We start from the raw sequence: 26,383 nt of genomic DNA, 5'->3' as shown, positions 1-26,383 counted from the left end.
TCTGCCGGCTTCAAGATTCCTGAGCTGCCGGCGTTCCGATAGGGGTGCAGTGCCGCATCCGTCGCATCCCACGTCTCCCGCCAAGGTAGATGCTGTTGTGCTGCAATATGAATGGAGAACGCTGTGCCGTCTAGACAACCATCTGCCATACCGGGCGTGCGTGAAGCAGATGACCCGAGCATGTCGGTGTGGGCGACGCTGCGGTCCTGGTCGCGGATGCGCACGGAGGTTCTAGCTGGACTGGTAGTGGCCCTGGCGCTGATCCCTGAGGCGATCTCGTTTTCGGTGATCGCCGGGGTAGATCCACGAGTCGGCTTGTTCGCGTCGTTCACGATGGCGGTGACCATTGCGATAGTTGGTGGGCGCCCGGCGATGATTTCAGCGGCGACCGGGGCAGTGGCTCTCGTGATCGCGCCGGTTGTGCGCGAGTACGGCATGCACTATTTCATCGCCACAGTCATTCTGGCCGGACTGTTCCAGATCCTGCTCAGTGCACTGGGAGTGGCCCGGCTGATGCGGTTCATCCCACGCAGCGTCATGGTCGGCTTCGTCAACGCACTGGCCATCTTGATCTTCACTTCCCAATTGCCGCACTTGATCGGCGTTCCCGCGCTCGTCTATCCATTTGTCGGGGTGGGGCTGCTGATCATGGTGCTTCTACCGAAACTGACCACTGCGGTGCCCGCACCGCTGGTCGCCATTGTGGCCCTGACGGCCGCGGTGATGGTGCTTGCGCTCCACCTGCCCAGCGTCGGCGATGAAGGCACTTTACCGTCCAGTCTGCCAACGCTATTCATTCCGCGTGTGCCGTGGACGATGCACACATTGGGAATCATCGCGCCGTACGCGTTGGCGATGGCCTTGGTTGGACTGCTTGAATCGTTGATGACCGCCAAGCTGGTTGATGACATCACCGATACTCACTCCAACAAGACCCGCGAGGGCTGGGGACAAGGCGTGGCCAACGTGGTCACCGGGTTCTTTGGCGGCATGGGCGGATGCGCCATGATCGGCCAGACCATGATCAACGTAAAAGTCTCCGGTGCACGCACGCGTATCTCAACTTTCCTAGCCGGGGCCTTCCTTCTGGGATTGGTTGTCGGACTGGGGGATATCGTCGGCCGCATACCCATGGCGGCCTTGGTTGCAGTGATGATCATGGTTTCCGTGGGCACCATGGACTGGCACAGCATCAACCCGGCCACGCTGCGTCGCATGCCTCGCAGCGAAACCCTAGTCATGGCAGCCACTGTGATCGTGACAGTGATCAGCCACAACCTGGCCTATGGCGTCATCATCGGGGTGCTCACTGCCATGGTTCTGTTCGCCCGCCGCGTCGCGCATCTGGTCACTGTCCATAGAACCGAACAGCCCCAACAACACTCAGACACGGGCAGCCGCACAGCGATCTATCGGGTCACCGGAGAACTGTTCTTCGCATCCAGTAATGACCTGGTGTACCAGTTCGACTACGCCGGCGACCCCGACCGCATCACCATCGACATGACCGATTCCCACATCTGGGACGCTTCTACCGTCGCCTCACTGGACGCGATTACCACCAAGTACCAAGCCAGAGGCAAGCAGGTCGAAATCGTGGGCCTGAACCGAGACTCAGCCGTCCGCCACGACCGGCTCACCGGACGATTCGGTGCCAGTCACCAATAGGCCCGCAACGGCTCTGCGGGCCTGACTACAGTTGGCAGCACACAAACGTGCAGTTGCAGAAGGGCACAGGTGCACTGACCGGTGACGGAAATAGACAACGCGAACATGCAGATCGGGCAAGTCGCTGCCCGCACCGAACTGTCGATTCGCACAATCCGCCACTATGACGAGGTCGGCCTGGTGACCCCGTCGGCGCGCAGTACAGGAGGCTTCCGCCTCTACACCGAAGCCGACATCGAGCGCCTCCTGGTCATCCGCCGAATGAAACCCCTCGACTTCACCCTCAACGAGATGAAAGAGCTGCTCGAAGCCATCGACACCGTCAACGAGCCCGCCGCCACCATCGCTCAAAAGACTGCAGCCACCGACTACTTGCAGCGGTGTCAAGCCCGGACCCGGGACAGCATCGACAGGCTCCGCAAACATCTGGCGTACGCCGAAGAACTCGACCAGGTTCTCACCACTCGTACCAAACAGTGAGGTAATCATGGTGGGCTCAGGTGTGAATAGGGCAGTGTGGCGGGGCCTTGTTCTCAGCGAAGTCTCAGCGACTGACGGGCATTGTCGAGCCATGTCGAACATTGATGACACCAACAAGTCTCCCGATCCTGCAGAGGACGCCGACGTACAGACCGCTGAACCGAGCCCAGAAACCAGCCAGAGGCGGAAAAGTTCCAGCCTGTCGGTGTTCACCCGGGTAGCAGCAATTGCAGGTGCAGCGGCTGCTGTGGTCGCGGTGCTGGGGCTGACATTCGGTGCCGGGGTTTGGGCGGGTAGCCAGTTTGGTGACGAGTATGGCCGGGATGGTCGCGGGCACAGCGAGTCCCGGTCACATAACCATGAAGCCGACGAAGATGACGGCGACATCGATCAGCGCTGGGCCCGCGATGGCGCCGAGAGCCAACGTCCCGGCGATGATGAAGGTAAGTCAAGCGATGGCCAACAGGTACGTCGGGATGGTGAACGTGTCCAGACGCCCGCGTCCTCCTCAGCTACGCCTGTTCCTGCGCCGACGGCTTCTGGGCGGTCGTAGGCCTGAGATGATTGCGGTATGTGCTCGCCTGCCACGACAGGGCATCCAGCGTTGGTGATGCGCCTGTGGGGTCGACGGTGAGGAGTCGCATACGCGTTCGTTTGCGGCGATGGTGTGGCGGGATTGCGACCCGCTCGGCGCTGGTGGCCGCCGCCGTAGTCCTGGCCAGTTTGATGATTGTGGGATCGGTATCGGTGGTGCTGCTGTATCGCTCGATGTGCGCCGATGTCGATGATGCGGCCAATGCCCGTGCGGTGGCGGTGGCTGAGTGGCTAAGTAGGGAACCACCCGATGAACTGGAGCCGGTGTTGTTGGCCACCGATCAGCGGATCGTGGGAGTCCAGATCGTCGACGCGAGCGGCCAGATAGCGAGACGTTCGGATTCGGCGCCGAAGGTTCCGTTGATCCCTATGCACAGCAATACTTTTCAGGGAAATCAAGTGGGTGTTTCTGCCACTGCCGATGACGATATTCGCGTGGCTTCGGTCGCAGTAGATGGCAGTAAAGGCCGGTACACGGTATTGGTGGGCGGCGGTATCGAGCCGATCGAGTCGATGACCTCGACGGTGGCCACCATGCTGTCGGTCACCGCACCGGTAGTGGCGTTGGTGGCCGCGGTAGTGACGTATCTATTGGTGCGGCGCTCCTTGCGATCTGTGGATGTAATCCGTTCCCGGGTCACCCAGATCAGTACCTCTGATCTGGGTGAACGGGTGCCGGTGCCCGATCGTGCCGATGAAATTTCGGCGCTGGCAGTCACCATGAACGAGATGCTCAGCCGGATTGAGGCCGGGCACACCGCGCAGCGCCGGTTCGTCGGCGACGCCTCCCATGAGTTGAGAAGCCCGTTGGCGACGGTGATTTCGGCGTTAGAGATCGCGCAAACTCATCCCGAGGTGTTCGACAGAACGCTGGTGCAAACGGCGTTGTTGCCCGAAGCTCATCGGATGCAGTCCCTTGTGGAGGATCTCCTGCTTTTGGCGCGAGCCGATGAGCATGGGCTGCCAATGCGCCGCACCGAGATCGACTTCGACGATCTGGCGTCCGCCGAGGTGGCACGTCTGAAACGCGAAACTCCACTGCAGATTTCGGCGAAGCTGGATGCGGTCAAGGTGAGCGGTGATGCGCTCGGGCTGGCTCGGGTGCTGCGCAATCTCGCCGACAACGCGGCCCGGCATGCCGCCACGGAGGTATCCCTCACGGTGTGCGCCGATGTGGACAGCGCATTTCTGCAGGTGTTCGATGATGGCCCGGGCATTCCGGTCGCCGAGCGTGCCCGGGTTTTTGAACGGTTCGTCCGCTTGGATGCCGATCGTTCACGCCAGGCGGGCGGCAGCGGACTGGGCTTGGCGATCGTTGCCGAAATCGTTGCCGCCCATGATGGCACCGTGGTCATTGGAGACCGCGCCGGTGTGGGGACGATTGTGACGGTTCAGTTGCCGTTGGCGTATTCGCCCGAGTCGAGCCGATAGCCCACACCTCGAACGGTGATTATCTGGTGTGTGCCGATCTTGCGGCGCAGATAGCCCACATACACCTCGACCACATTGTCCGGGCCGTCGTAGTGACTGTCCCAAACGTTCTGCAGAATATCGGTTTTCGTGACCGCGGTGTCCTTATTGCGCAGCAGGTACTCGAGCAAGCCGTACTCGCGCGGTGTCAACGGCACTGTCGCGCCGGCGCGTTCGACAACCTTTCGTGATGGATCGAGCGAGATCTCGCCGGCGGTGAGCACCACCGGGCGTTTTGGGGCGCCGCGCCGCACCAGCGCGCGCAGGCGCGCTGTCAGCACGATGAACGAGAAGGGTTTGGTCAGATAGTCGTCGGCACCTAGATCGAAGGCGTCGGTCTGGTCGTAGTCGCCGTCCTTGGCGGTGAGCATCAGCACCGGCGTCCACACTTGTGCGGCCCGCAGCTTGCGTAGTACCTCGTAGCCACTCAGGCCCGGCAACATGATGTCCAGCACGATGACGTCGAACTGTTCGTTGGTGGCCTGCCACAGTCCGTCGACCCCGTCGCCGACCGTGACCACGACGAATCCTTCGGCACGTAGTCCGGCCGTCACCGTCTCCGCGAGCAGTGGTTCATCTTCTACGAGCAGAACCCGCACTGTGCATCCTTCTCCCGAGCTACGTTAAGCCGCCGTCAGTCTTACAGGCCCGGGTGTGTGGCGCCCGGGACCGGCACGGGCTCGGTCACCGACATCGTGCGTTCGTGCGCCCGCTCCTGAGCCTCGGCTACCGTCGCGGCCGCACCGAACAACATCAAAGCGCCGATGATCAGGGTCGCCGTCTCTCGCCGAGTGCTCGTCATCATCGGTCCTTTCCGTATGAAACCTGTTGGGATCCGGGGCCAATTGCCCGGCAATGACACCAGGTTCGCATCCGGGACCTGTGAGCACGCTGAGCGCCGGAGGCGCTGTGGTTCTCAGCGGATCCTCAGCGCCAGGCGGCTACGGTGCGGGCGGAAATTGTTGACTGCTACCACGAAATGATGGGCGTATGGCTGCATCGAGCTACAAGCTTCCCCAGGTCACCGCGTTGTTTTGGATCCTGAAAATCGCGGCGACGACGCTAGGGGAGACCGGCGGGGACTTGATCGCCCAAACCCTGGGCCTCGGCTATGCCGCAGCGTCCGTCCTGTTTATCGGAGTGTTCGTGGTGAGCTTGCTCGCTCAGTTGCGTGCTCGGCAGTTCCACCCAGCCCTGTACTGGACCGTGATTGCCGCCACCAGCACCGCCGGCACCACGATGTCCGATCTGGTCAACCGCGGCCCCGGGTCGGGGACAGACACCGACGGCGGCCTGGGCTACGGCGCAGGGGCGGCCCTTTTGGTCACCGGCCTCGCCGTCGTGTTCCTAATCTGGAAGCTGACGCGCGAAACCTTCGATGTCGCCAACATCAGCACCTTGCGCGGCGAAATGCTCTACTGGGCCGCAATCCTGCTGTCCAACACCCTGGGCACGTCACTGGGCGACTACCTGGCCGACAGCTCCGGGCTCGGTTACTGGGGGAGCGCCGCCCTCATCGCCACGGTCATGATCGCCATATTGGCCGCGCATTACCTCACCAACATCTCCGGCGTCCTGCTGTTCTGGGCGGCATTCATTCTCACGCGCCCCCTGGGTGCCACTGTCGGCGACTTGCTGTCCAAGCCAATTGAGAAGGGCGGGTTGGCACTCGGCACCTGGGGAACCTCGGCAGCATTGTTGACCGTCCTTATCGTTGGTATCGCTTTCGGATACCGCAAGGCGCCGGTTAACATGACCGAGGATGATCCGGACTCGGACTCACGTGAGCTGATCCGAGACTAATGAGCGGTTAATGGATAACGTAAACCGTTACATAACATCGTTTTTCACGCAAACGATGATTCAGCCATCCAGCCGAAAATCGCGACAACTGCCGTCGCTGCGCCACAAAACATCACGGACTTCGCAACCATCCAGTTGTCGTTGGCGATCTCTCGGCGGCGACTCGCTGACGTCGCGAATCCGCTACCGGACATGGGTCCATCAAGCAGCCCGCGGTCATTGCTCAGTGTGTCTGGATTGGACATGACCTAAGTGTCCGTTCTCAGTGAATCTGGGGCACAACGCCGCCTCTGACCTGCGTTGCCCCAGATTGAATGAGAATCGGTCCGCTGGGCTTTCTCATCCAATCTGGGGCAAGTCGTGTTCGGTTGGTAGGTAGCTACGCGATGCTACGTGGACTAACAGCTTGCAGAAGCGCAATTGCCTTGTCTAGGAACGTCGAAACCGGCGCAGGACGTGGCGAGGAGATTCGCGGCGAATCAATGCGGCGGTGAGGAACATGGGAAGGGTGACTGCCCAGGCGAACAGGGAGATTGCCAGTTCATCGCGAAGCCTGCTGTTATCAACGGGATCGCGCGACAGTCGGGCCAGAAGCGCATCGAAGGTGTTGGTGCTGCGGTTCAAGATCGTGATGATCCGGGCGATCGTCTCGATTCGGCTGCGGTGGTCGCTGTCGAATTCGACCGTCACCGCGGTTTCGAGCAACGGCGAGACTGGGCCGAAGTCGGCGCGTGCCAATGCTTCGGCGTAGGTGGTGGCCAGCCATTGCGGGTCGTGTGGTGAGCCGATGGTCTGTTTCTGGTGCGGGTCGGCGGGTGTTTCGATTCCTGAGATCACCGACAGCGGAAGGCCGGTGCGCAACGCCCATTCGCGGTGGATGAAGGTACAGTAGCGGCAGTCGTGGGCGTGGGATACCGCCAGCATGATGGCTTCTCGCGTTCGCCGATCCACTGTGTGACGGAGCCAAACATCGGCTCCGATCTTCCAGTCGACGCGCCGCAGATCTGCCCACAACTGAGCGACGGTATAGGTGCGCTTGTTGAAGACGTCAAAAACATGATCGCGTGACACAGGAATCATCGGCTTCGCTCATTGGTCTTGCTCCGCGCGACGCTGCGCGGTGCCCTCGGTGAGGACCGTCCACAGCAGTTCGCTGATCTGTTCGGCGGTCTTGTTTGGTGGATGGTCGGCGGTCCAGTTCAGCGCCCCCAGCCACAGGTCCCTCAGCATGGGGATGTCGATGTCGGCGGAGATGAAGCCGGCGCCGGCGGCTTCATAGAACAGGCCGTCAAAGAGCGAGAAGAGTCGCTCGTGTAGCAGCGCGGCCCGCTCCCGGTCTCCGCCCTTGAGGGAGCGCCAGTCATACAGCAGGACATAGAGTGCGTCGTTCCCGCTCCACAGCGTCTCAAGGTAAGCCGTTATCGCCGCGCGCAGTCGGTCATCGACCCGGTGCTTGCCGGCGATCGCCTGGCGGATGGCATCGGTGGTGCGGTCCACCGCGCTCTCCATGACTGCGATCAGCAGTCCTTCTTTCTTGGCGTAGCGGTACTGCAGGCTGCCCAACAGCATTCCGGCATCGTCGGCGACCTGGCGAACCGTGGTGGCCGGGTAGCCCTGCGCGCGAAAACGCCGTGCAGCGCTGTTGAGAATCTTCGTGCGCATGTCAGTTGCGCGGTGTCGTGGTGCGATGGCCCCTATCCTTCGGCTTCGGTTTAGCGGCGGGATGGCTGGCGGCAATGGGTGTCGGCAAGCCTGAGTTTTCTACGCTTCGAGAGTGAAGTACAGCACCGCCGTGCCGCGATGGATGGCCCGGCACAGGAAGTGGCCCGGTACGAGTTCACGTATCTCAGCTTCGAGCCCGCGCAGAAATCGCGGGTTGTCCGGGCTTTGATACGACAGTCGCATGCGCTGCTCCCGATACTGCACGCTGTAGCTAAAACGCCGGAAGCGACCGGTCGAGGTCAACCAGACGTTGGCGCCGTGATCACCGTCAAAGGACTTGCCATACCAAGGAAACCGTAGGTGCGGGGCGAGCAAGGCGACCGTACGTCGTATCCAATCTGGCAGCGCGTCAAGTACTGGAAAGGCCGCCAGACGGCCACGAAACACACCGTTGAGCGTGGTTGCGGGCTGGGCAGTCAAGCGATCAAACAGCTGTTCGCATTCGGCCATCGTGCGCACCGACACGCTGGAGCTGTCCCGCGGTACGGCCTCCTGGACAGGCGATGTCTGCGGTGCTCGGCCGTCGGGTTCAGGGATAGTCGGGTCTTGGCCGCTGTGAAGGTCCATCAGGCGGCCTGCGCATCGTTGGGCGTCTCGCCGGCGGTGAAGGCGCGGAACTCACGAAGCAATCGCCACGGGGACTTGCGCAAAATGACGCTCAGCGCCGGCACGATGACCGGGCCAATCGCAGCAAGGCCGACCGTGATGGCCACCTCGGCTCCCAGTGACTGTGAAGCGGGTTCGCCGCGCAGGCGGCAAAGCAGAGCATCCATGGTGTTCGCGGATCGGTTGACGATGGTCATCACCAGCGCGACGGCCTCAATGTTGTGGCGTTCACCCGCGTTATGGTGGCGGGCCGCGTCGGCGACGATCTCGGCAGGCGGCGTCCCGAAGTCGTTTTCAGCCAGTGATCTCGCGTAGACAAGCGCGCTCCACCTGCCACGGTCGAAGGCCGCGGGATCGGTGCCCTCCAGTTGCGCGATTTCTTCGTCGGACGCGCCGGTGCGGATGGCCCATTCCTGATGGATATAGCTGCAGTACCGGCAGCCGTTTGCCCGGGCGACCGTCAGCATGACCTGTTCACGCTGACTCGGTTCCATCCGGCGCAGGCCCCACACCATAGCGGCGCGGGGTGCCAGTGGGACGAACCGGACCAGGGCGGCGGCCAGTTCACGCAGCGTATAGGTTTTCCCAATGGGTTTTCCATCGGCTCGCGCCGACTTCTTGGTGAACACCATTTCCCAGCTCCCTTCAGAGTTTCTGCTTACCCGGTGTGGTTATTGCCGGTGTCACGACCCCACCCCAGTCATCAATGCGGCCTGCCGTTCGGCCATCGCCGCAATCCCCAGCGACGGAGGCACCCCCGGGGCGGCCGGGTAGATGGAGCCGTCTGCGATGAAGAGCCCGCGGTGACCGAATACCTCACCGCGGTGGTCGATCACCCCGTTATCAGGCGTAGCCCCGATCGCAGCACCCCCAACCGGGTGCACGGTGACCAGCCGTCGGCTTCGTTGTCCGCCGGGCCAGTTCCCACGGAACCGGGAAGGCTGGTAGGCCTCGGCGATGCGTTTGACCCGATCGCCCGTCTGTGCGTAGAAATCGGCATTGATCGCCTTGTATGCAGGGGCGAACGGGACACCGTTGGCGGCCAGCAACTGAATCCCGGGCTCGCGTCCCGTGGCGAACAGAAACACGGTTTCGGATAACCAGCGGCGCACCGGTCCGGGCAGCGGGAGTTGGGCAACCGGAGGGGCGGCCTCGCCGATGAATCCGCCGTCGGCCAAGTGGTGCACATTCTGAAACATTGCGTGTCGCCCATCATGTTTAGCCGAACGAGTTCGGCTCAGCATCGCCAGATAGTCCCCGTTGCCTGAAAAGTTCTTGCCCAGCGCGGGCGGCAGCCAGGGCATGCTGCGGTGTTTGTCGCGGGCGGCGTACAGCAGCCGCAGTGTCCCAACCGTGCCGGCAGCCAGAACCAGCTGCGGCGTGACGATCAAATGATCGGTTCCGTCCCGGTGGTCGTGCCAGGCCACCTCGTAGCGGTGGTCGGTACCGCCGATCGCGGTCACCTCGCACAGCGCACGGATATCGGCGCCGTGGCGCCGCGCCAATGTGAGATACGTGTGATCCAGCGTTGTCTTGGCGGTGTATTCACATCCGATGACGCAGGCACCACAGGCGCGACACGTTTGTTGCGGGTTGCCGACCGCATTGTTCCGCCATCGCGGGGTGCTGGGGTCGCCGAACTGGATACCCATGACGGGTGATTCAGCCGCCCCCAGGTCCGCGCGTGCGAGCCCCCGGGCGAAGACCTCACGCGAAGCAACCGGGTGTGGCAGCGGCTGCGGTTGCTGGATCGCTTCGACCATCTCGAAGTAGGGTGCCATGTCAGCATCGGAGATCTCAGCAGGAAAGTGGTCATCGAAGAATCCGGCCGCCGGACGGGACTGGTACCCCGCGTAGACCAGGGAACCGCCGCCGACACCGCTGCCGACCACAACCGTCACACCGGGCCACAGGTGCACGTCGAACAACCCGGTCGGACGTGACCACAGGACTCGCTGTCCATCATCGTTGGCCCTGGTCAGGCCGCGGAGAAACCCCGGCATCCCCGTCAGACCGCGGGGAAATGGTCGGGTGACTTCCTTAGGCCGAGAATCGCCAGCCACACCCCACCACGGACCGCGTTCGAGGACCAGCACCTTCATCCCGGCTTCAGCCAACCGGGCCGATGTCACCGCACCGCCGAACCCAGAGCCGACGACCACAACATCAAAGTCGCCACACGGCCGGGACACATTCGTAGGCAATGTATTACCGATTCGCTCGAAGCGAACTGACCCAGCACGTTGCCAGCGAGTGGCGAGCCAGCTCGGTTTGCATCGAGTGCGCCTCCGCCCTGCTTCGCAGATTCGTTTTCCAGACGCCGCCAGGCGGCGCTAGCCAGAATCCATTCTTTGGTCTCGTGACCAAATGCTAGAACAGGACGGAACGCAATGCAACCACCCGCGGTGCTTGATCAAGGATCCCGGGACAGAGGAGATCGCCTCCGTGCGGCGTAGCCCCACGAAGCCCACGTGTACCGTCGCAGAGGGACCGCGGGCAGCCGATCACCGTTGCAGATCGGTGCATACTCGTCACCGTCGATGTCGACGAGTTGCCGTCCGATCTGGGTGCACTGCGAAGCTTTTTCGAAGCCCCCTGATTAAGGAGCCCCTGACAAGCGACCGCCCGACACCTTGCTCACCTGCCGCCGGTTCTGTACCCATTGCTCAACGGGAGTGGCGTCATTGTGGTGGGTGGTGGTGCGTTCGCCGATACGGACGATCAGCAGTGTCGAGGCGGATACCGTTGAGCTGTCAGGATGTTCGATCTGCGGTCGAGCGGTGAGCAAGGTCGCGGCGATCGAGATCACATCGGGATAGGCCGACACGTGTGCGTGTAGTCCACCCCGCAGAATCGCGGCCGCTTCGCGCTGCTCGGCGTGAGCCCAATAGCCCAGCATGTGGCGCGCATCGCCGAGCGCCGCGCGCAGGTCCAGTTCGGCGTACAGATTCGCCAGGCGCCAGTGCATTCGGGCAGCCCGAAGAACCTGAGGATGACCCCGCAGATCAAGTTGGTCGTCGAGGGTATTCGCAGGCGGTCCGACCCAACGTCGGTGCCGGTGACAGACCGTGAGGTGTGCTGGCAGGTAGCAGTAGACGGGTTCGCGGATTCCTTTACCGGCCATACATCTTCGGCAGAGCGGACGTCGCAGATTCTGCTTGAGCGTGGCGGGGTCGCCAGCCAGGCCACGCAGACGCGTCTCGAGGACGTCCACTGGTTGACCGCTGACAGCGGCCAACCAGTCGGGCCGCGGGCGAGCGTTACAAGATTCAGCGACGTAGCCCCGCAGTGTGTGCACTCCGATGCGGTTGGCGTGGGCCAGCCTTGCGGCATATGACGTTGCGGCCTCATATGCGAACGGTGCGACTGTTCGCGGCAACCGCTGGCGCGGGCCACGGGGCCAGGCCCAGGTAGCAGCCATGTCAGCTGGCGGTGCGGGCCGCAGCGGTATGTGCGGCGTAGTCGATCAACACTGCGTCCATCCCGTCGCGGGTGATGTGCTCGGTACCGTCGAGCATGGCCTGGATCGCTGAGGCCCGGATCAGGTGAGCCAGGCTGCCGATCATGCCGCCGGTGCGCCGATGTAGGTAACGAGCTTGGGCAATCAGAGTTCCTGGCTGGTGGCGGTGCAGTCGCAGGGTGCCTTCCATCGCGGCGATGAGTTGTCGCCACTCCTTGGCATCGGGGAACGCGCTGGTGTGGATGACTCCGCAGCGACCGGCGAGCTGCCGTCCTCGGGTCCCGGTGAACAGCCCGGAGCGTTCCACGTCGATCCCGGCGTAGACGAATGTCGCCGGCAGATGTTCGGTGAAGTACTTCAGGTGATCGGACAGTTCCTCGCCAGCGCGGGTATCCAGGTTCAGGTTGTGGATCTCGTCGACCACCACGATGTCGGTGCGGGCATCGATGAGCACTTGGCAGACCGCATCGGAGATGTCGGTCACGTTCATCCGCGGATTGAGCAGTGGCAGTCCCAAGAATCGGGCGAATTCCATCGCCAACTTCCGTGGTGACCCTTTCGGCGGCGCCGTCACATACACCACCGGAATACGGCTCTCGTCGCCAGGAAAACGTGCATGGGTCCGCAGTTCGTGAAACCGGCCCAGTTGCTTCATGGCCGTGGTCTTTCCGGTCGCCGCGCCGCCGGAAATGATCAGTCCCCGCCGCGCTCCGATCTCACGCTGATTGAGCAGGGTCAGCAGCCGGCCCTGGTGGGTGATCGCTTCGATCGCGGAGGTGGTGACCACCACCAACTCGGAATGATGCGCCACCCGGGCCTCGTTGTAGGCCGTCCGCTCGTCATCGCCGAGGCTGGCCCACGTGTCGTCGTCGAGCAACGTGAATTCCGGCGGGTCCGCATCAACAAATCGCCGCCAGCCTTCCAACGTCGTGGTTGGCTGGCGGCGATCTTCGAGCTGACCGACCGCGGCAATTTCGGTCACAGTCGCCATGCGTGGGCCTCCTTACGCGCATCGAACACCGGCAGAGGTATGACCTCGGCCATGTCATCGTCATCGTCGATGGACGCGCCGTGGGCGCAAGGCTGCGCCGGTGACGGCGCAGCGCGCTGCGGTGACTGCGGTGGGGTCGGCCACGTGGGGCCGGCGCTGGCGGCGCTGGTCCGCCCGATCACCCGCCGCTCGGCTTTCGATCGATCTGCAGGCCCGGCTGCGGCCCGATCCATCAAGTCCTCGGCGATTGCTGCGATCTCGGCTTCCCGAGCCTTCTGGGTGCCCCTGCGGTCGGCCACCGTGCGGGCGTGGCGCCACAGCGTTTCACCGAACGGAACCGGGGCGCTGCGCAGGTGCGTCCACGTCGCGGCCAGCCAACCGTCTTCGTGGTGATTGCGCACCCAGATCCGTGACACGTCGTAGGGGTCGTAGTGCACCTCCCACTTCCCGTTGTGAGCATCGACGCCGGAATGCTGGCGCCGGTAGGGATTGAGCGCCTTGGCGTCATAAGTGCGGTGGTTGATCCGGATCCCGTAGTTGTTGATCGTGCGCCACTGCACCGGAAGCAACTCGATGTAGTCGTCGGCATCCAAGGGCACCGGCACGTAGCCGGCCACCTCGACCAGCGCTGCGTATTTCTCATTGGGAGTCAACGCCTTACCCGGGGTCACCGGGTCCCGCAGCCCGTCATGGGGACGGTTCTGCCACACCGCGATGATCCATTCGTCCAACAGCGCCTGCAGCTCGACCATCGACCACACCGCGTCCTGCTCGGCGTTCTTGCCTCTCCGTTCCACCGAGGAGCCCACATACCCCGCGACGTACTGCGCAAACAGGGTGCCCACCGACTGCAGGGTGCGTTCGATCTTCGGCTTGTCCGTCGGGCAGTCCGGATGGGCCGGCTGCAGATTGATGCCCAACGTGCAGCACGCTTGCCGAAACGTCTGGGATAGATACGCTTTGCCGTGATCGCAGACGATCGTCTCCGGGGCGATCACCGGCCGCGCCGCAGCATCGGCCAAACGTTGATCAACATCGGTCATACTGTGGTGCGGCAGCACCGACCGTGACATCCGCAGCGCATCAGCCCATCCCGGACGCATTGGCTCGGGCGTCAACGCCCGCGCCAGGAGCAACGACGCATCGACTGCCTTGGTCGTCGGCCGCAACACCGCCGCCGGGATCGAGCGAGTCGCATTGTCGACCATCCCGGTCAACTCGACCCGATCGACCAGGCCGTCATCGAGGACCACCCGAACATCCAACGGGGTGGAATCGATCTCCACCATCTCACCGGGCCGCACCACGGTGATCGCCCCGAACGGGCCGTCGGGCTGCTTGGACAGCGATCGGCGCGTGCGTGCCGACCCGAAGGTGTGCCGGCCTTCGGCGAGCCGTTTGACCAGCCGATAGAAGGTCGGCTGCGACGGCATCGCGGGCGCATCATCGGCGCCATAGGTGACCACCAGCGCCTTGGCGACCTGTCGTTGCAAACGCTGCACCGTTCCGGTCGACAGATCGGTCTCGCCGTCGATGGCGTCGCGCACCGCGGCGACGACGCGTTCGTCGACCCGACCGAACACTGGCTGGTGTCGATTGTGCCGCCCGTCAACGACCCCCAGAAAGCCGTCACGCTCATAGGAAAACCTGCGGCGCTGCAACGCATTCCGGCTCACCTTGTGGCCGGCGGCACGCAACTCCTCAAGCTTGGCCAGCTCCCGTTGGCGCAGTGAACGCTTCGCTGTGTCGAACTGCGGACGTGGTCGCGTGCCCGGAGCCGCCCCGGGCTGGCGACCAGTCAGAACTTCCACGATGTGGCGCTCCCACCAGCGAGCCTGCTCGACGGCTCCCTCCGGGATACCGGCCAGCATTTCCTCCGAACACAACGGCGGCCGCGAGCCCGACACCAACTCCAGGGTCGGATCAGTCAACAGTTGCGAAAGCGGCATCACCATCTGCTGACCGACTGCGTCGACCAGCCGAGCCGACCCCGATAACAACGTCACGACGGTGAAAACACCTGAAGATAAACGGATTTCGTCACCAACTCGGACGACACCCGTTCTCACGTCAGGTCACCAGCCCGTCCCGAGGGCTATCCGCGTGTCATCAGCCAGCGTCGCATCGCACAAGTCGGCAACCAAACGGCCATGCCAGATCAGATGGTAAAGGACGGGCAGCACCACCAGGGGAGTCCCTACTGCCAGCACGCCAGCCATCAACGGACCCGACCGGGCGAAGACCTCGGCCAGGCGCTCAGCCAGACGCATCCGCAATACCCGTGGATGCCGATAACCCGACAGCCAACGCAAGTTCGCCCTCAACACCGGGTCCAGAGCGCCGACACGGCAATAATCCCAGCCCACGGTTCCACACGTGGCCGCTGATCGATCAAACACCTCACGGTCGGCGTCAGAGACCCGATCATCCTCCCGAACGTCGACCACGACAACAGATCCGTCGCGTCGACGCACGAAGTAGTCAGGAGCATGCCGGGTGCCGTCAGGCCAGCGAATCCAAAACGGTTGAGACAGCACACCAATGACGTCTGGATCGGCGTCGAGTGCCATCAACTGGTCACGTTCAACCCACGATTCATAACCAACATGAGTCCCCGTAGTGGCGAACCACCACAGGCCTGGATAATTGCGCTGACCACGAAACGACGGGAAGTCCCGCACTGGTGAACACTCCAACTCGAACTGCGCCGCGGCACATCGGTTCAGTCGCTGGCGCACGAAGCCCTCGCGGGTGTTGAACTCCAAGTCCACAGCACTCGCCACGACCTGCCCAGCCGACACCGCCGCCGTCAGCACACATAAACGCTAAGCCCGGTGCCCCAGATTCGATGAGAAAGACACGCACTTACCCCAGATTCGATGAGAATGCCCCAACTACGGCGAGAACGGACACTAAGAATGCCAAGCGAGCGCTTAAGTTTGGCTGAGAATGGCAGAAATCAAACAAGTTGCAGGGCAAGCAGATTCATGATACTTTCGTCACAGTGACGTAATGATTATGAGTGTCGGGCTGAGTGACCGGCGGGAGGGCAGCGCCACCCTGTCCCGCGAATACTGTTTGCGCAACAGAGGACCGCGAAGAATTGTGGTGATGATGCCATTTTCCGATGGGTCGTCTATCCACCCGAACCGGCTGAGTATCAAGCATTCCCAATTGAGCACCCAGCGGATCAGGCCCGGTTACTCTGCGCACAGTGGAGCCCCCGGCAATCCTTACATATCGTCACAGTGACGTTTCGAGGGTGTGGGGCTGGATGTCCGAAAGACGCACTTCAACTCCCAAACATGCGGTGCGCGAGGAGTTTTGGATGCAGAGACGACGACGGTTCGCCATTCCGTCGGCTACGCCAGCACATGCGCCGTCTATCGGATCAACCCGACACTGTTTGGTTGTCAATAAGCGGTGACGAGCACGGGCGAGAGCCGGGCATCGCACGAGCCGCGGCGCGATAGATGCAGATGGGGCCCTTATCGTGATGCGTCATGCGTATATCTAACGCCGATAAGACACATTATGTCAGATAATATCCTGGTCTTGCAGCGCATGCACGATCTGCCCCTGCCCTTTGTTGGTGGCTGACCGGACCTGTAACGCAATGCTTTTTGTCGTAGCGCCTGATCGGCAAGCATCGTGTCGATACAGGTTGCCCCTTCAACTGGATCGCGGTGTCCGCAATGACGGTCATGGAGTGATTAGGGTGGCGAGCATGACTGTGCACGACCGGCTCGACGAGCTTTCTCAGCGGATCACCGCGCTGACAGGGCAAACCATCAGCCGCGACCAGGTGATGGCATTAGCCGACCAGGCCTTCAAACAGCAGATCGATCTCGATGACGATGGCCAGCTGGGCACGCTGGTGGCAGAACTCTCTGCACCGCTGGCTGCCGGTGGGCCCGCATTGCGGGGCATACAGTCTGGCCAGTCTGCTGAACCGGAGAACGCTGCCTCGACCTTGCCGGCACCCACGCCTTCAGCCGCGGCGTCCGGGAACCGCCGGATGCGACGGGCGGTAGTCGCAGCTGTCGCAGTACTAGTGATCGCGGTGGGCACCACCGCCTACCTCGTGATCCGACGCGCCTCGAACCACTGCGCCACTACCGTCGCCGCCGCCGCGGAGGTTGCCCACCTGAGCTTCGAGTTCACCGGTCTCGCAGATCAGAACCTGCCCGCGCTCAAGGAGCGTCTATCCCCTGAGGTTTACACACAGTCCGAACAGGCATTCCGCTCCGTCAGCACGATTCCGGGCGCAGATCGATACGTCTCGCATATCGCCGAGCTGACCAGCAAGCAGATCGAGTGCTCCGGTACCAACGCCCGCGTTGAGTCAGAGATCGCCTGGTCGGTAACGACACCGAGAAACCCTGCGCCGCAGACCGCGCACGGGACCTGGGCCACCACTCTCGAGTACCAGAAGAGCCGGTGGATCGTCACCAAGGTTGAGTACGCGTCTAAGCACTGATTGTGGGCCGGTCCTAAGCGATTTCGCCGCCGGTAGGCCATTCTGCCCGTGTCCAGGCCGTTGTCCTGGTTTCGGCTTATCCGGTTACGGAAGTGGCTGGCCACCGGAGTTGGTTCGCCGGTTGCCCGCTCTCAATCGCTCCGGCCGCCTCGATAGAAATCCAGGGGACGTCCGCATTTTGCTCAGCGGAAGAAAGGTTCAACCGTGCCACTGAGCTTGACGACCATCGGATTTCCGCGGCGATCCTTCGCGGTGGGGACTTCAACACGCACCCAACCCTCGGCCACGTTGTATTCGTGAACATTGGTTTTCTCGACGCCATTAAAGCGAATACCCACGTCGCGGCGAAGCACCTCTTCGCTATAAAAGGCGCTACGCGGATCGATGGAGAGGTGATTGGGTGGAACGTCTGTGTTCTGATCCTCGGACATGATGGCCTTCGTTGAATGCTGCGTTGGTGCTCGGATTGTTCTCGAAGAATCTACGCGACCCTGCCGTAGTGGGTTGCGCGTAGGTCTAGGAGGGCCGCTCTCCCCTGCCGCTTCTGATGAATTCCGCACGTTCGTATCGGGAGGAACTGAATGCGGCCCGACTGCTCAGTGGGCGCCACTTGGGGGGACACTATGACGTGGCCCTTTCTGCAACAGTCTTCAAAGTCGAACTTGGCGTCTCCGATGTCGATCACGGTTACTACGCCGATCACTCGCTGACCGTGGCCCGTCATCCCAGTGAGACCGATGAGCGGATGGTGGTGCGGTTGTTGGCTTTTGGGCTTCGTGCACACAGACTCAGCGACGTCGACGGGGAGTTGGCGTTCGGGCCAGGCCTGTCCACTCCTGGTGTGCCGGACTTGCGGCTCGTCGACTACACCGGCCGGATCCTGGAGTGGATCAACGTCGGCCAGCCCGATGAACGCGCATTGGGCAAGGCGGCCAGCCAGGCCGATCGGGTGCTGCTCTTCCCATTCGCCGCCGGCACGGCCACCTGGTGGCGCACCGTCGGCCCCAAAGTGGCGGGGCTGTCGAACCTGTCGGTAGTGCAGATTCCGCATGCAGCGGTGCAGCAACTGGCCCAGACTGTCGATCGACGGGTCTCGGCGCAGGTGATGGTGATCGAAGGTCAGGTGACGATGACTGTAAGCGGGGTCGACGTCACCTTCACGCCCGAGCCATTGGAGTGAACGTTTGAGCCCGAGGTGCTAGTCGATGGCGTTAGCGTCACGGATGCTGATGTCATCATCATCATCATCGTCCGGGCCGGGCCGGGCCGGGCCGGTCGCCGCCTGCGAGCTCGACGCGCGGCGGCAAGACTGCCCGTGTCTGGGCCCTTGTCCTGGATTCGGCTTATCCGATCCTGGAAGTCGTCGGCAGGTCGTGGCCACTTCCCTACTGCCGAGAATGGATTCGACCCGCACGGTCGTTTTGTCACAGTGCCGGGCGCATTCGTGGGAGTTCTGCTAAGCACAAGTTCGCCGGCACAGGCCGTACCCGTACAAGTCGCCCGTACAGGCGCTCGGCTGCTTGAGTGATCTGGCTAAGCGAAGTCAAGGTTGGGAAGCGGCCGCTTACAGATCTGACGCGCCTCCTCGGCGGACAATCCGAACAGTCGTAGTACGTCTTCGGCGACCCGATCTGCCGCCACCGCATCATCGCGTTCGGGCTCTTGCTGTAAGAGCTTGCCAAGCCCGAGGAGCGCCCCTGCAGCGACGGCCATGGCCAACTTGGGATCGTTAACGGTGAATCGGCCGGCAGCGACCGCGGCGGCGATGTCCCGCAATGCGCGTGGACCCAGGCCCCGGTCTGAACCCATGAGGCTGAGGCCACTGGCGAGCAGGATTTGACTCTCCTGCGGGCGGCGCCGAAACAGTCGGCCGGTGAGCCGAAAGCTGCAGGCAAATGCTTCGGCCGGGTCGTCAATCGACGCGGTGAGTTGATCGAGCAGTGCGCCGTGGCTGTCAAGCACATCGGCCACAGCGGCCTCGAACAGCGCGTCCTTGCTGTCGAAGTGGTTGTAGAACGAACCCATTCCGACGTCTGCCGCCTGCGTGATTTCCAGGACCGGCACGTTGAGCTTGCCCGCGGCGATCAGCGCCTGCGCCGCCTGGATCAGCGCTGCGCGGGTGCGTTGTTTCCGCCGTTCCAGGCGGTTAACCGGCTCGTCTAGCGGTGCACTCACCAGCCCAGAATAGCAGCATCAATCAGTTTTGATGATTTCATCAGAACCTCTTGACTGAGTATCACGTCGGATGTGACGATTTCGTCAGTATGAAAGGGGTGCGGATGACCGAGCTGTTCGGCGCACACAACGAGCTCCACAGCGCGCAGGGAGCCCTCAAAGGCGAGCATTGCGGGCGCTCGCGCAACCCCGTAATCAAGGTGGCCGATATCGCCTGGCTCGAATTCGAGAAACCAGACCTTCAACGGGCCGAGGCGTTCGCCGGCGCCTTCGGTTTCGACACCTCGCTACGAACCGACGAGGAACTGCATCTGCGTGGCAGCGATTCGACGGCGCCGTGCGTGATCGTGCACCGCGGAAACCGGAGCAGGTTCCTCGGGGTCGCGTTCGCCGCTGCCGACAAAGCGGACCTGTTGCGACTGTCCACCGCGACCGGCGCACGGACCAGGCCACTGCCGACAACCATCGGCGGCAAGGCGGTCGATCTGGTCGACCCAAGCGGTGTGCCGGTGCACGTGGTGGCTGGAATGCACTCCCTCGACGCGTTCCCGTCTCAGCCTCCGCACCGCTACAACATGGGACACGAGGTTCACCGGATCAATGCCACCCAGCGCCCGCGTCGGGAACCCACCACAGTGCAACGGCTCGGCCACCTCGTCATGCAGTCGACGAAGTACCTCGAGACGCTGAACTGGTATCTCGACACCCTCGGCATGATCGTCAGCGACTTCCTGTACTTCCCAGGACAACGCGGCCGTGGGCCCACCATGAGCTTCATCCGATGCGACAGAGGGTCGATCCCCGCCGATCACCACACCCTGGCGCTGGCCCTCGGACCACAGAACCGCTATGTGCACTCGGCCTATCAGGTATGCGATCTCGATGCGCTGGCCGCCGGCGGCGAATATCTCACGGAGCAAGGCTATTTCCGGTCCTGGGGAATCGGGCGCCACATCCAGGGTAGTCAGCTCTTCGACTACTGGCGCGACCCTGATGGCTTCATGGTCGAGCACTTCACCGATGGGGACCTTTTCGACTCGACCCTGCAACCGGGTTGGGCACCTTTCACTGCCTCGGGCCTGGCCCAATGGGGACCACCGGCCAGCAAGGACTTCCTCGGCACCAATCCGAAATCCCTACCGCACGAAGCACAGTCGATCTTCGCAGCCCTGCGAGGCGACAACGAACTCGATATCAACCGCCTCATCGGCCTGCTGAAAGTAGCGAACTCATGACCATCTCCGTTCTGCGCACCGCCGACGCCTGGTGGGCGCACACCGCCACCGGTGCCGCAAAGATCGCCACCAACGCGACCACGACCGGCGCACTGCTCGCCGACCGCGCCGCCATCGAAGCCGCCGCCTCAGATATCACCACGGTGCCTGTCGACGGCCTCGATCTGCTCTCCCCCGTGACCGCACCCTGCCGGGTGGTCGCCCAGATGACCAACTTCGCCTCGCATGTCAAAGACGCCGGTATGGACCCAAAGACCATCCCGCTGACCTTTTTTCGCAAGTCCTCCGGCTCGATCAGCGGACCTTTCGATGACATCGTCAAACCCGTCCACGTGCAGTTCCTGGACTACGAAGTGGAGATCGGCGTAGTCATCGGACGCGAGCTTCCCGTCGGCACCGAGGTCAGCGAGGAGAACCTCGCGGACTACATCGCGGCCTGGGTGGTAACCAATGATGTGTCGGCCCGCGACGTCCAACTGACGAAAACCCAATTCTACGAAGCCAAGTCGTATCCATCGTTCACACCGGTTGGCCCCTCACTGGTACTGATCGATCCTGCCGAATTGCAACGATTTAAGGAGCTCCGGCTCCAGTTAAAGGTCAACGGGCAACTCCGCCAGAACATGCTTGTCGGCGCCGACATGATCTTCTCACCGCTGCAAGCTCTGCAAGCTCTGACCCGATTCCAACGTCTTGATGCTGGAGATCTGCTGTTGACCGGCACACCGATCGGTACCGCACTAAGCGCCCCACCCAAACCGATCGAGAAGATCGGTGCGCTGCTGCCGCCCGCACTCAAATGGCGCCTGTTCTTTGCCTCTCAAGGCAAAAATCTCAAGTACCTGCGGGACGGCGACGTGGTGGAGACCTCGGTGGCCACCGATGACGGCAGCATCTGCCTGGGAACCCAGCGCAACACGGTGAGGTTCTCGTGACGACCGGAACCGAGGACCTGATCATTCGCGGCGGCCACAACATCGATCCAGCCACCACCGAAGATGCGCTGCTATCACATCCGGCGGTCGCCGCGCAGATCCGATGCCCGTCGTGAACGCCTCGGCGCAGCCGTCATTTCCGGTTGTCATCGTCGGCGCGGGCCCAACCGGTGTCACCGCCGCGACGCTGTTGGCTCAGCACGGCGTGCAGTGTCTGCTTCTTGACCGGTGGGCCACGGTGTACCCGCAACCGCGCGCAGTGCATCTGGACGACGAGGTCTACCGCATTCTCGCTCAGCTGGGCGTCGCCGAGCAGTTCGCCGCCATCTCCCGACCCGGTGCCGGCATGCGGCTGCTCGGTCACCGCAGGCAGGTGCTGGCCCAGATCGCGCGCGCCCCGATCGGTGTACATGGATACCCGCAAGCCAACATGTTCGACCAGCCCGAACTAGAGCAGCTGCTGCGCGCCAACCTCACCAACTATCCTCAGGTCACGTTACGCGGCGGCGTGGAAGTCACGGCCATCGCACATATCAGCGCCAGTCAGGTGCAGGTTACGTTCACTGACCGTGACAGCGGCGACGAGCACACGGTCACAGCAACCTACGTGCTCGGCTGCGACGGCGCCAACAGCGTGGTCAGGACCACGATCGGCGCCAGCATGACGGCGCGCCGATTCGCGCAACGATGGCTCGTGGCCGACCTCACCACCGAAGCCGACCTAGGCCACTGGGACGGCGTGCATCACCTGTGCGACCCATACCGACCGACCACATTCATGCGGATCGGGGCACGCCGCTACCGCTGGGAATTCAAACTGCACCACGACGAGGCCGTAGCAGATTACGACACCGTCGAGAAACTGCAGCCGCTGATCGCTGCCTGGACGGGCGCGACCTCGACCGGCGAGCTGAACCTGGTTCGGGTCACTGAATACACCTTCCGCGCCCATGTCGCCAACCATTGGCGTGACCGCAACGTGTTCATTCTCGGCGATGCCGCCCACCTGACACCGCCGTTCGTGGGACAAGGCATGGGCGCTGGACTCAGAGATGCGGCGAACCTCACCTGGAAACTGGCCGGAGTACTCACCGGCCAGCTGCCTGCAGACATGTTGGACACCTACCAACAAGAACGAAAACCCCACGCCTGGAAAATGATCGCCCTCGCCCTGACTGTCGGAGCGGCTATGACCGCCCGCGGCACTGCAGCCACCGCGATACGGGACCTGCTTGCTCCACGCCTGCGGCACATCCCGGGGCTACGGTCGCGGATACAGCACTCAGGCACCCCACCCCTCACACGGTCTGCACTCGTGATCAAGGCTCGCCGCCGACGGCAACTGGCGGGCACACAGATCCCCAATCTCGTTCTCACCCAGGGCCACCGGATCGACACCGTCCTAGGCAACAGGTTCGCGCTCGCCACCTCCGAAACCGTCGACGCTGATCAGCGAACACAACTGCATCGGCGCGGCGCCATCACCATCGTCGAACCTCGCGGATCCGAGCTCGACCGATGGCTGCGCCGCGGCGGTGCCCGCGCAGCCCTCATTCGGCCCGACCGCACCGTCATGAAAACGAGCCGTTGCCCCAATGAAATAGCTTTTGCTACAACATATTTCACCCAAAACAACTAGCCATCTATGTACCAGAGGGCCCCACGAAAAGCCGTACCGCCATCAACGCCAACGCGGCGCTCGTGGCCGCCGCTTCCGGCACTGCCGGTGACCATGGCCCCGGTAGGCGCGGGCACCAACACATAGATGGCCCCGAAGGATTGGTATCTGAGGCGGCGAACAAGATGCGCATAGCGAAATGGACTGCCAGGTTAGCGATTACCCCGACCCCCGCAGCAGCTCTCCCGGCCGTGCCGCCGACGACTGCTAGTTGTTGCACAGCCTTTCCACTTCCATCCAGAAGGCGTGCCTAACTGTCGTTCGCGTCAATACGTAGTCGTAATGCATGGTTAGCGTCTTCCAGATCCAGGATGCGGCCAATGCCGGCGATGTTGACCCCGGCAGCGACCAGGATGACGATGCGTTCGATACGCGCCAGATCGTCGGTGCTGTAACGGCGGGTGCCTCCGTCGGTTCGCGCCGGGGCAAGCAGGCCGTGGCGTTCCCACAAGCGCAGCGATTGTGTTGGCGCCCCAGATAATTCGGCAGCCACCGTGATCCCATATACCCCTCGGGCCGATGCGGGAAGCCTATAGCCGGGGGTTGAGCCCAGCGAGGACGCACCGTCGTCGATCACGTTCAAATTTTTCCGTTTCCCTACTTGCACTCAACGTTGGTGAGTGCTAAATAGAATCTATACCAACTGGCATAGATAAGCCAGTTGGGAACGCACAGATGGCACAGGAGAAAGGACAGATGGAGGTGGCTACCATGCTGCTGCGTACAGACCCATTCCGGGAGTTGGACCGTCTCACCCAGCAGGTGCCGGGCACGGCGGCCCGGCCAGCGACGATGCTGATGGATGCGTGGCGCGACGGGGACGAGTTCCACGTGGAGTTCGACTTGCCGGGCATCGCGGCAGATTCGCTGGATCTGGATATCGAGAACAATGTCGTGACAGTGCGCGCCAACCGCGCTCCAGTGGATTCGTCCCGTGAAATGCTCGCCGCCGAGCGGCCCCGTGGCGTGTTTTCTCGCCAGCTTGTGCTGGGCAACAACCTGGACACCGGCCGGATCACCGCCGACTACCGTGACGGGGTACTACGGCTGGTAATCCCTGTGGCAGAGAAGGCCAAGCCCCGCAAGATCACCGTCGACCGGCGCGAATCCGCCAGGGCGATCGATGACAACAAGGTGATCACCGAGGACGGCGAGCAGGTGCACGGCAACGCTGCCGCCAAAGAACCGGTCAGCGCCTGATCTGGGAGTGGTCGCCCTGAAGGGTGTCCCGGGGTGACCGGGCAGCTCGCTTCGCTTGCCCGGTCACTCCCCCGGGCGCCGCGCCAACGGCGGCTGTGCGCTCTGGGATCCTCATTGGCCGGTCCGATGCTGACAGCGGAAGGAGATAGCGATGACGCAGTGCACCACAATGGCAGCGCGCAGTTCCATCGAGCCGTACACCCTGGCCACGTCCCTGACCGTGGACGACCCGCCGGTGGTGCTGGCGCTAATCGACGAAATCGATGCCATCTTCGAGTCCGCTGCGCCCGCCCCTGTCTGCCAGCGGCCGGCGCCACCAGCGGTTGGGTGTGCCCTGTATGGGCCCCGGCGCGCTGGTCGGTCTTACCCTCATCGACAGGCCGCGCATAGCGAACCGGTCCAGCGGATCGACCCGACACAACGCAGCCCTCCGCGTCAGCTGAAGCACCCTTGAGACCCGACGACCGTATTGACTGACACGTGAAAGCGAGGTGGTGGCATCACAACCGCGGCGGCCGGGCCGCCCGCCATCTGGACCACGCCCTCGGCGCCCATGCATCAAGCGCGCCAACGCCTAACCTAGGCAACACTTCCCATGGCTGGGGCGGCCCCGCCACCACAAACTTAAAGTCCTGCAATCGTCACCCAACGACCGCATTGTTGTCATCCTCCCGACACACGAGAGGCCGAACCATGCTCAAACACGACAACATACCCACCGGCAACACCCGCGTCCTCATCGTGGAAGCAGACCTGACCGACTGGTCCGAACAACACCACGCCGTGGTGCTACCCGACGACGAATACCCCCATACCGCCCATCGACATATTGCAGCAGCTGACGAGCCGTATGCGAACGGTTGTTAGACGGCAGCGCTCACACCTACGACGGGCCTGGTGAACCGTTACGTCAAGCAGTCTCAGGTGAATGTGAGTCCGGTGAGTTCCTCAGACACTGTCCAGATCCGTGATGCACTCTCGTTGTCGCGCAGCGGCTTCCAAAGTTTCTGTGCGCCTGCAGGTCCGCCGACATTACCTGGCCACTGGGGGCCGTAGAACCCACCGTTTTGGGCCTGAGGCGACGTAGACGCCAACAGCGCCGGCAGTTTGGCGCTTTCCACTGTCCCGACCACGAGCCCTCGCTCTGATAGCCAGCGGATAATTCGCACACCGGCGGTGTCATCGGGCCTGTCAATCTCCGGGCGCGCGGCTAACAGGCTGGTTGGGGCGACACCGGGATGCGAGATATTGCTGGTGATGCCCCACCCTCCGGTATGGCTGCGTCGGCTTAGTTCAAGCCCGAACAGGCCGAACGCGATCTTGGATTGACGATAGGCGCGCATGCCGTCGTAGCTGCGCTCCCAGTTCAAGTCATCCCAGTTGATCGCGCCGCTGCGCGCTGCGACGCTCGTCTGCGACGTCACGTGTGCGTGTCCCGCCTTCAACAATGGAAGAAGATGAGCGGTGAGCGCAACGTGGCCCAGATGGTTCGTACCGAACTGGATCTCGAACCCATCGGCGGTGGTTTGCCGATCCGGTGGTGTCATGACGCCTGCGTTGTTGATGAGCAGGTGGATCGGTGCCCCGTCCGCGCGCATCCTGTCCCCAAACGCCGCCACCGAGGACAGTGAGGACAAATCCAATGCCTCCAGCGACAGCTTCGCATGCCAATGTTGATCACGGATGGCGGCGACTGCTGCCTCCCCTTTGCGGGGATTTCGTACCGGCATGATCACTTCGGCGCCAGCGCCAGCCAGCGCCGAGGCGATCCCGAACCCGATACCGTCGCTCGCCCCGGTCACCACTGCTCGCCTGCCGGATAAGTCAGGAATCTTGATGTCGTACTTCGTGCGTGTCATATGTTCGCCCCTACGATCGGCCTGCGT

Annotated in this window: 29 protein-coding genes; 12 read left to right on the top strand and 17 right to left on the bottom strand. The window is 62.7% G+C overall.

Features of this window, described 5'->3' with window-relative positions; translation table 11 throughout:
- Positions 1–111 precede the first annotated feature (111 nt).
- From BB28_RS12655 to BB28_RS12640, 4 genes are all read left to right on the top strand, one after another.
- Positions 112–1,668: a SulP family inorganic anion transporter gene (locus BB28_RS12655; RefSeq protein ID WP_419894516.1), complete on the top strand. Its 1,557-nt coding sequence runs from the start codon at positions 112–114 to the stop codon at positions 1,666–1,668.
- 105 nt (positions 1,669–1,773) lie between these two features.
- Positions 1,774–2,148: a MerR family transcriptional regulator gene (locus BB28_RS12650; RefSeq protein WP_046255788.1), complete on the top strand. Its 375-nt coding sequence runs from the start codon at positions 1,774–1,776 to the stop codon at positions 2,146–2,148.
- Between the two features lie 91 nt (positions 2,149–2,239).
- Positions 2,240–2,701 (top strand): hypothetical protein, encoded by a 462-nt coding sequence (locus tag BB28_RS12645; RefSeq protein ID WP_046253729.1) that lies wholly within the window; start codon positions 2,240–2,242, stop codon positions 2,699–2,701.
- A 101-nt stretch (positions 2,702–2,802) separates the two neighbouring features.
- Positions 2,803–4,173 carry a sensor histidine kinase gene (locus BB28_RS12640; protein WP_046253728.1) on the top strand — a complete coding sequence of 457 codons (1,371 nt, stop codon included), beginning with the start codon at positions 2,803–2,805 and terminating at the stop codon, positions 4,171–4,173.
- Here the strand turns inward: BB28_RS12640 and BB28_RS12635 are convergent.
- Positions 4,134–4,811, bottom strand: coding sequence for a response regulator transcription factor (locus BB28_RS12635; RefSeq protein WP_046253727.1), 678 nt, complete (start codon positions 4,809–4,811; stop codon positions 4,134–4,136). The two genes, BB28_RS12640 and BB28_RS12635, sit on opposite strands and share 40 nt — an antisense overlap.
- 41 nt (positions 4,812–4,852) lie before the next feature.
- Positions 4,853–5,014: a hypothetical protein gene (locus tag BB28_RS25335; RefSeq protein ID WP_165690401.1), complete on the bottom strand. Its 162-nt coding sequence runs from the start codon at positions 5,012–5,014 to the stop codon at positions 4,853–4,855.
- Between the two features lie 188 nt (positions 5,015–5,202).
- On the opposite strand from BB28_RS25335, the gene BB28_RS12630 reads away from it, so the two are divergent.
- Positions 5,203–6,015, top strand: a complete 813-nt coding sequence (locus tag BB28_RS12630; RefSeq protein WP_046253726.1) for a COG4705 family protein — start codon at positions 5,203–5,205, stop codon at positions 6,013–6,015.
- A 44-nt stretch (positions 6,016–6,059) separates the two neighbouring features.
- On the opposite strand, the gene BB28_RS12625 is transcribed toward BB28_RS12630, so the two are convergent.
- The 10 genes from BB28_RS12625 to BB28_RS12575 all read right to left on the bottom strand — a co-directional run bounded on the left by BB28_RS12625 (position 6,060) and on the right by BB28_RS12575 (position 15,610).
- Positions 6,060–6,260, bottom strand: coding sequence for a hypothetical protein (locus BB28_RS12625; RefSeq protein ID WP_046253725.1), 201 nt, complete (start codon positions 6,258–6,260; stop codon positions 6,060–6,062).
- A 184-nt stretch (positions 6,261–6,444) separates the two neighbouring features.
- Positions 6,445–7,095: a carboxymuconolactone decarboxylase family protein gene (locus BB28_RS12620; RefSeq protein WP_046253724.1), complete on the bottom strand. Its 651-nt coding sequence runs from the start codon at positions 7,093–7,095 to the stop codon at positions 6,445–6,447.
- A gap of 9 nt (positions 7,096–7,104) precedes the next feature.
- Positions 7,105–7,677 carry a TetR/AcrR family transcriptional regulator gene (locus BB28_RS12615; RefSeq protein ID WP_052740224.1) on the bottom strand — a complete coding sequence of 191 codons (573 nt, stop codon included), beginning with the start codon at positions 7,675–7,677 and terminating at the stop codon, positions 7,105–7,107.
- A 99-nt stretch (positions 7,678–7,776) separates the two neighbouring features.
- The gene (locus BB28_RS12610) at positions 7,777–8,304 is read right to left on the bottom strand and encodes a hypothetical protein (RefSeq protein ID WP_046253723.1); all 528 of its coding nucleotides are present in this window, start codon (positions 8,302–8,304) and stop codon (positions 7,777–7,779) included.
- A complete protein-coding gene (locus BB28_RS12605) occupies positions 8,304–8,975 on the bottom strand; it encodes a carboxymuconolactone decarboxylase family protein (RefSeq protein WP_046253722.1) in 672 nt (223 codons plus the stop codon). Before BB28_RS12605 ends, BB28_RS12610 begins: the two co-directional genes overlap by 1 nt.
- 51 nt (positions 8,976–9,026) lie before the next feature.
- Positions 9,027–10,505: a GMC oxidoreductase gene (locus BB28_RS12600; protein WP_046253721.1), complete on the bottom strand. Its 1,479-nt coding sequence runs from the start codon at positions 10,503–10,505 to the stop codon at positions 9,027–9,029.
- A 437-nt stretch (positions 10,506–10,942) separates the two neighbouring features.
- Entirely contained in the window at positions 10,943–11,311 is a 369-nt protein-coding gene (locus BB28_RS25545) for a hypothetical protein (RefSeq protein WP_052740222.1), read from the bottom strand.
- A gap of 454 nt (positions 11,312–11,765) precedes the next feature.
- Entirely contained in the window at positions 11,766–12,794 is a 1,029-nt protein-coding gene (locus tag BB28_RS12585) for a TniB family NTP-binding protein (RefSeq protein WP_046253719.1), read from the bottom strand.
- On the bottom strand, positions 12,782–14,743 hold the full coding sequence (locus BB28_RS12580; protein ID WP_046255786.1) for a Mu transposase C-terminal domain-containing protein: 1,962 nt from the start codon (positions 14,741–14,743) through the stop codon (positions 12,782–12,784). The genes BB28_RS12585 and BB28_RS12580 overlap by 13 nt, the downstream gene beginning before the upstream one ends.
- A gap of 126 nt (positions 14,744–14,869) precedes the next feature.
- Positions 14,870–15,610 (bottom strand): TnsA-like heteromeric transposase endonuclease subunit, encoded by a 741-nt coding sequence (locus tag BB28_RS12575; RefSeq protein WP_046253718.1) that lies wholly within the window; start codon positions 15,608–15,610, stop codon positions 14,870–14,872.
- 911 nt (positions 15,611–16,521) lie between these two features.
- Between BB28_RS12575 and BB28_RS12570 the strand changes: the two genes are divergently transcribed.
- Positions 16,522–17,274, top strand: a complete 753-nt coding sequence (locus BB28_RS12570; RefSeq protein ID WP_046253717.1) for a hypothetical protein — start codon at positions 16,522–16,524, stop codon at positions 17,272–17,274.
- Between the two features lie 182 nt (positions 17,275–17,456).
- On the opposite strand, the gene BB28_RS12565 is transcribed toward BB28_RS12570, so the two are convergent.
- A complete protein-coding gene (locus tag BB28_RS12565; protein WP_005058085.1) occupies positions 17,457–17,705 on the bottom strand; it encodes a DUF3297 family protein in 249 nt (82 codons plus the stop codon).
- Positions 17,706–17,902: 197 nt separating this feature from the next.
- Here BB28_RS12565 and BB28_RS12560 point away from each other — a divergent pair, with 197 nt between their 5' ends.
- On the top strand, positions 17,903–18,454 hold the full coding sequence (locus tag BB28_RS12560) for a YaeQ family protein (RefSeq protein WP_046253716.1): 552 nt from the start codon (positions 17,903–17,905) through the stop codon (positions 18,452–18,454).
- 353 nt (positions 18,455–18,807) lie between these two features.
- Here the strand turns inward: BB28_RS12560 and BB28_RS12555 are convergent, their stop codons facing one another.
- Complete coding sequence (locus tag BB28_RS12555) at positions 18,808–19,449, bottom strand: TetR/AcrR family transcriptional regulator (protein ID WP_046253715.1); 642 nt, start codon at positions 19,447–19,449, stop codon at positions 18,808–18,810.
- Between the two features lie 104 nt (positions 19,450–19,553).
- Here BB28_RS12555 and BB28_RS12550 point away from each other — a divergent pair, with 104 nt between their 5' ends.
- From BB28_RS12550 to mhpA, 3 genes are all read left to right on the top strand, one after another.
- The gene (locus tag BB28_RS12550) at positions 19,554–20,684 is read left to right on the top strand and encodes a VOC family protein (RefSeq protein WP_046253714.1); all 1,131 of its coding nucleotides are present in this window, start codon (positions 19,554–19,556) and stop codon (positions 20,682–20,684) included.
- On the top strand, positions 20,681–21,619 hold the full coding sequence (locus BB28_RS12545; RefSeq protein ID WP_046253713.1) for a fumarylacetoacetate hydrolase family protein: 939 nt from the start codon (positions 20,681–20,683) through the stop codon (positions 21,617–21,619). Before BB28_RS12550 ends, BB28_RS12545 begins: the two co-directional genes overlap by 4 nt.
- Before the next feature lie 112 nt (positions 21,620–21,731).
- On the top strand, positions 21,732–23,258 hold the full coding sequence (gene mhpA / locus BB28_RS12540) for a bifunctional 3-(3-hydroxy-phenyl)propionate/3-hydroxycinnamic acid hydroxylase MhpA (RefSeq protein ID WP_081252385.1): 1,527 nt from the start codon (positions 21,732–21,734) through the stop codon (positions 23,256–23,258).
- A gap of 289 nt (positions 23,259–23,547) precedes the next feature.
- Here the strand turns inward: mhpA and BB28_RS12535 are convergent, their stop codons facing one another.
- Positions 23,548–23,871: a MerR family transcriptional regulator gene (locus tag BB28_RS12535; protein WP_412458098.1), complete on the bottom strand. Its 324-nt coding sequence runs from the start codon at positions 23,869–23,871 to the stop codon at positions 23,548–23,550.
- Positions 23,872–24,008: 137 nt separating this feature from the next.
- Here BB28_RS12535 and BB28_RS12530 point away from each other — a divergent pair, with 137 nt between their 5' ends.
- Positions 24,009–24,497 (top strand): Hsp20/alpha crystallin family protein, encoded by a 489-nt coding sequence (locus BB28_RS12530; protein ID WP_081252384.1) that lies wholly within the window; start codon positions 24,009–24,011, stop codon positions 24,495–24,497.
- A gap of 111 nt (positions 24,498–24,608) precedes the next feature.
- On the opposite strand, the gene BB28_RS25065 is transcribed toward BB28_RS12530, so the two are convergent.
- Positions 24,609–24,767 carry a hypothetical protein gene (locus BB28_RS25065; protein ID WP_157889438.1) on the bottom strand — a complete coding sequence of 53 codons (159 nt, stop codon included), beginning with the start codon at positions 24,765–24,767 and terminating at the stop codon, positions 24,609–24,611.
- Between the two features lie 423 nt (positions 24,768–25,190).
- Between BB28_RS25065 and BB28_RS25060 the strand changes: the two genes are divergently transcribed.
- Positions 25,191–25,364 carry a hypothetical protein gene (locus tag BB28_RS25060; RefSeq protein ID WP_157889437.1) on the top strand — a complete coding sequence of 58 codons (174 nt, stop codon included), beginning with the start codon at positions 25,191–25,193 and terminating at the stop codon, positions 25,362–25,364.
- Between the two features lie 53 nt (positions 25,365–25,417).
- Here the strand turns inward: BB28_RS25060 and BB28_RS12520 are convergent, their stop codons facing one another.
- Positions 25,418–26,356 carry an SDR family oxidoreductase gene (locus BB28_RS12520; protein ID WP_046255783.1) on the bottom strand — a complete coding sequence of 313 codons (939 nt, stop codon included), beginning with the start codon at positions 26,354–26,356 and terminating at the stop codon, positions 25,418–25,420.
- Between the last annotated feature and the right edge of the window lie 27 nt (positions 26,357–26,383).

Origin of the sequence: Mycobacteroides chelonae CCUG 47445, from assembly GCF_001632805.1 — a bacterium.
GTDB classification, from domain to species: Bacteria; Actinomycetota; Actinomycetes; order Mycobacteriales; family Mycobacteriaceae; genus Mycobacterium; species Mycobacterium chelonae.
This window is presented reverse-complemented; position numbering and strand designations above follow the sequence as displayed.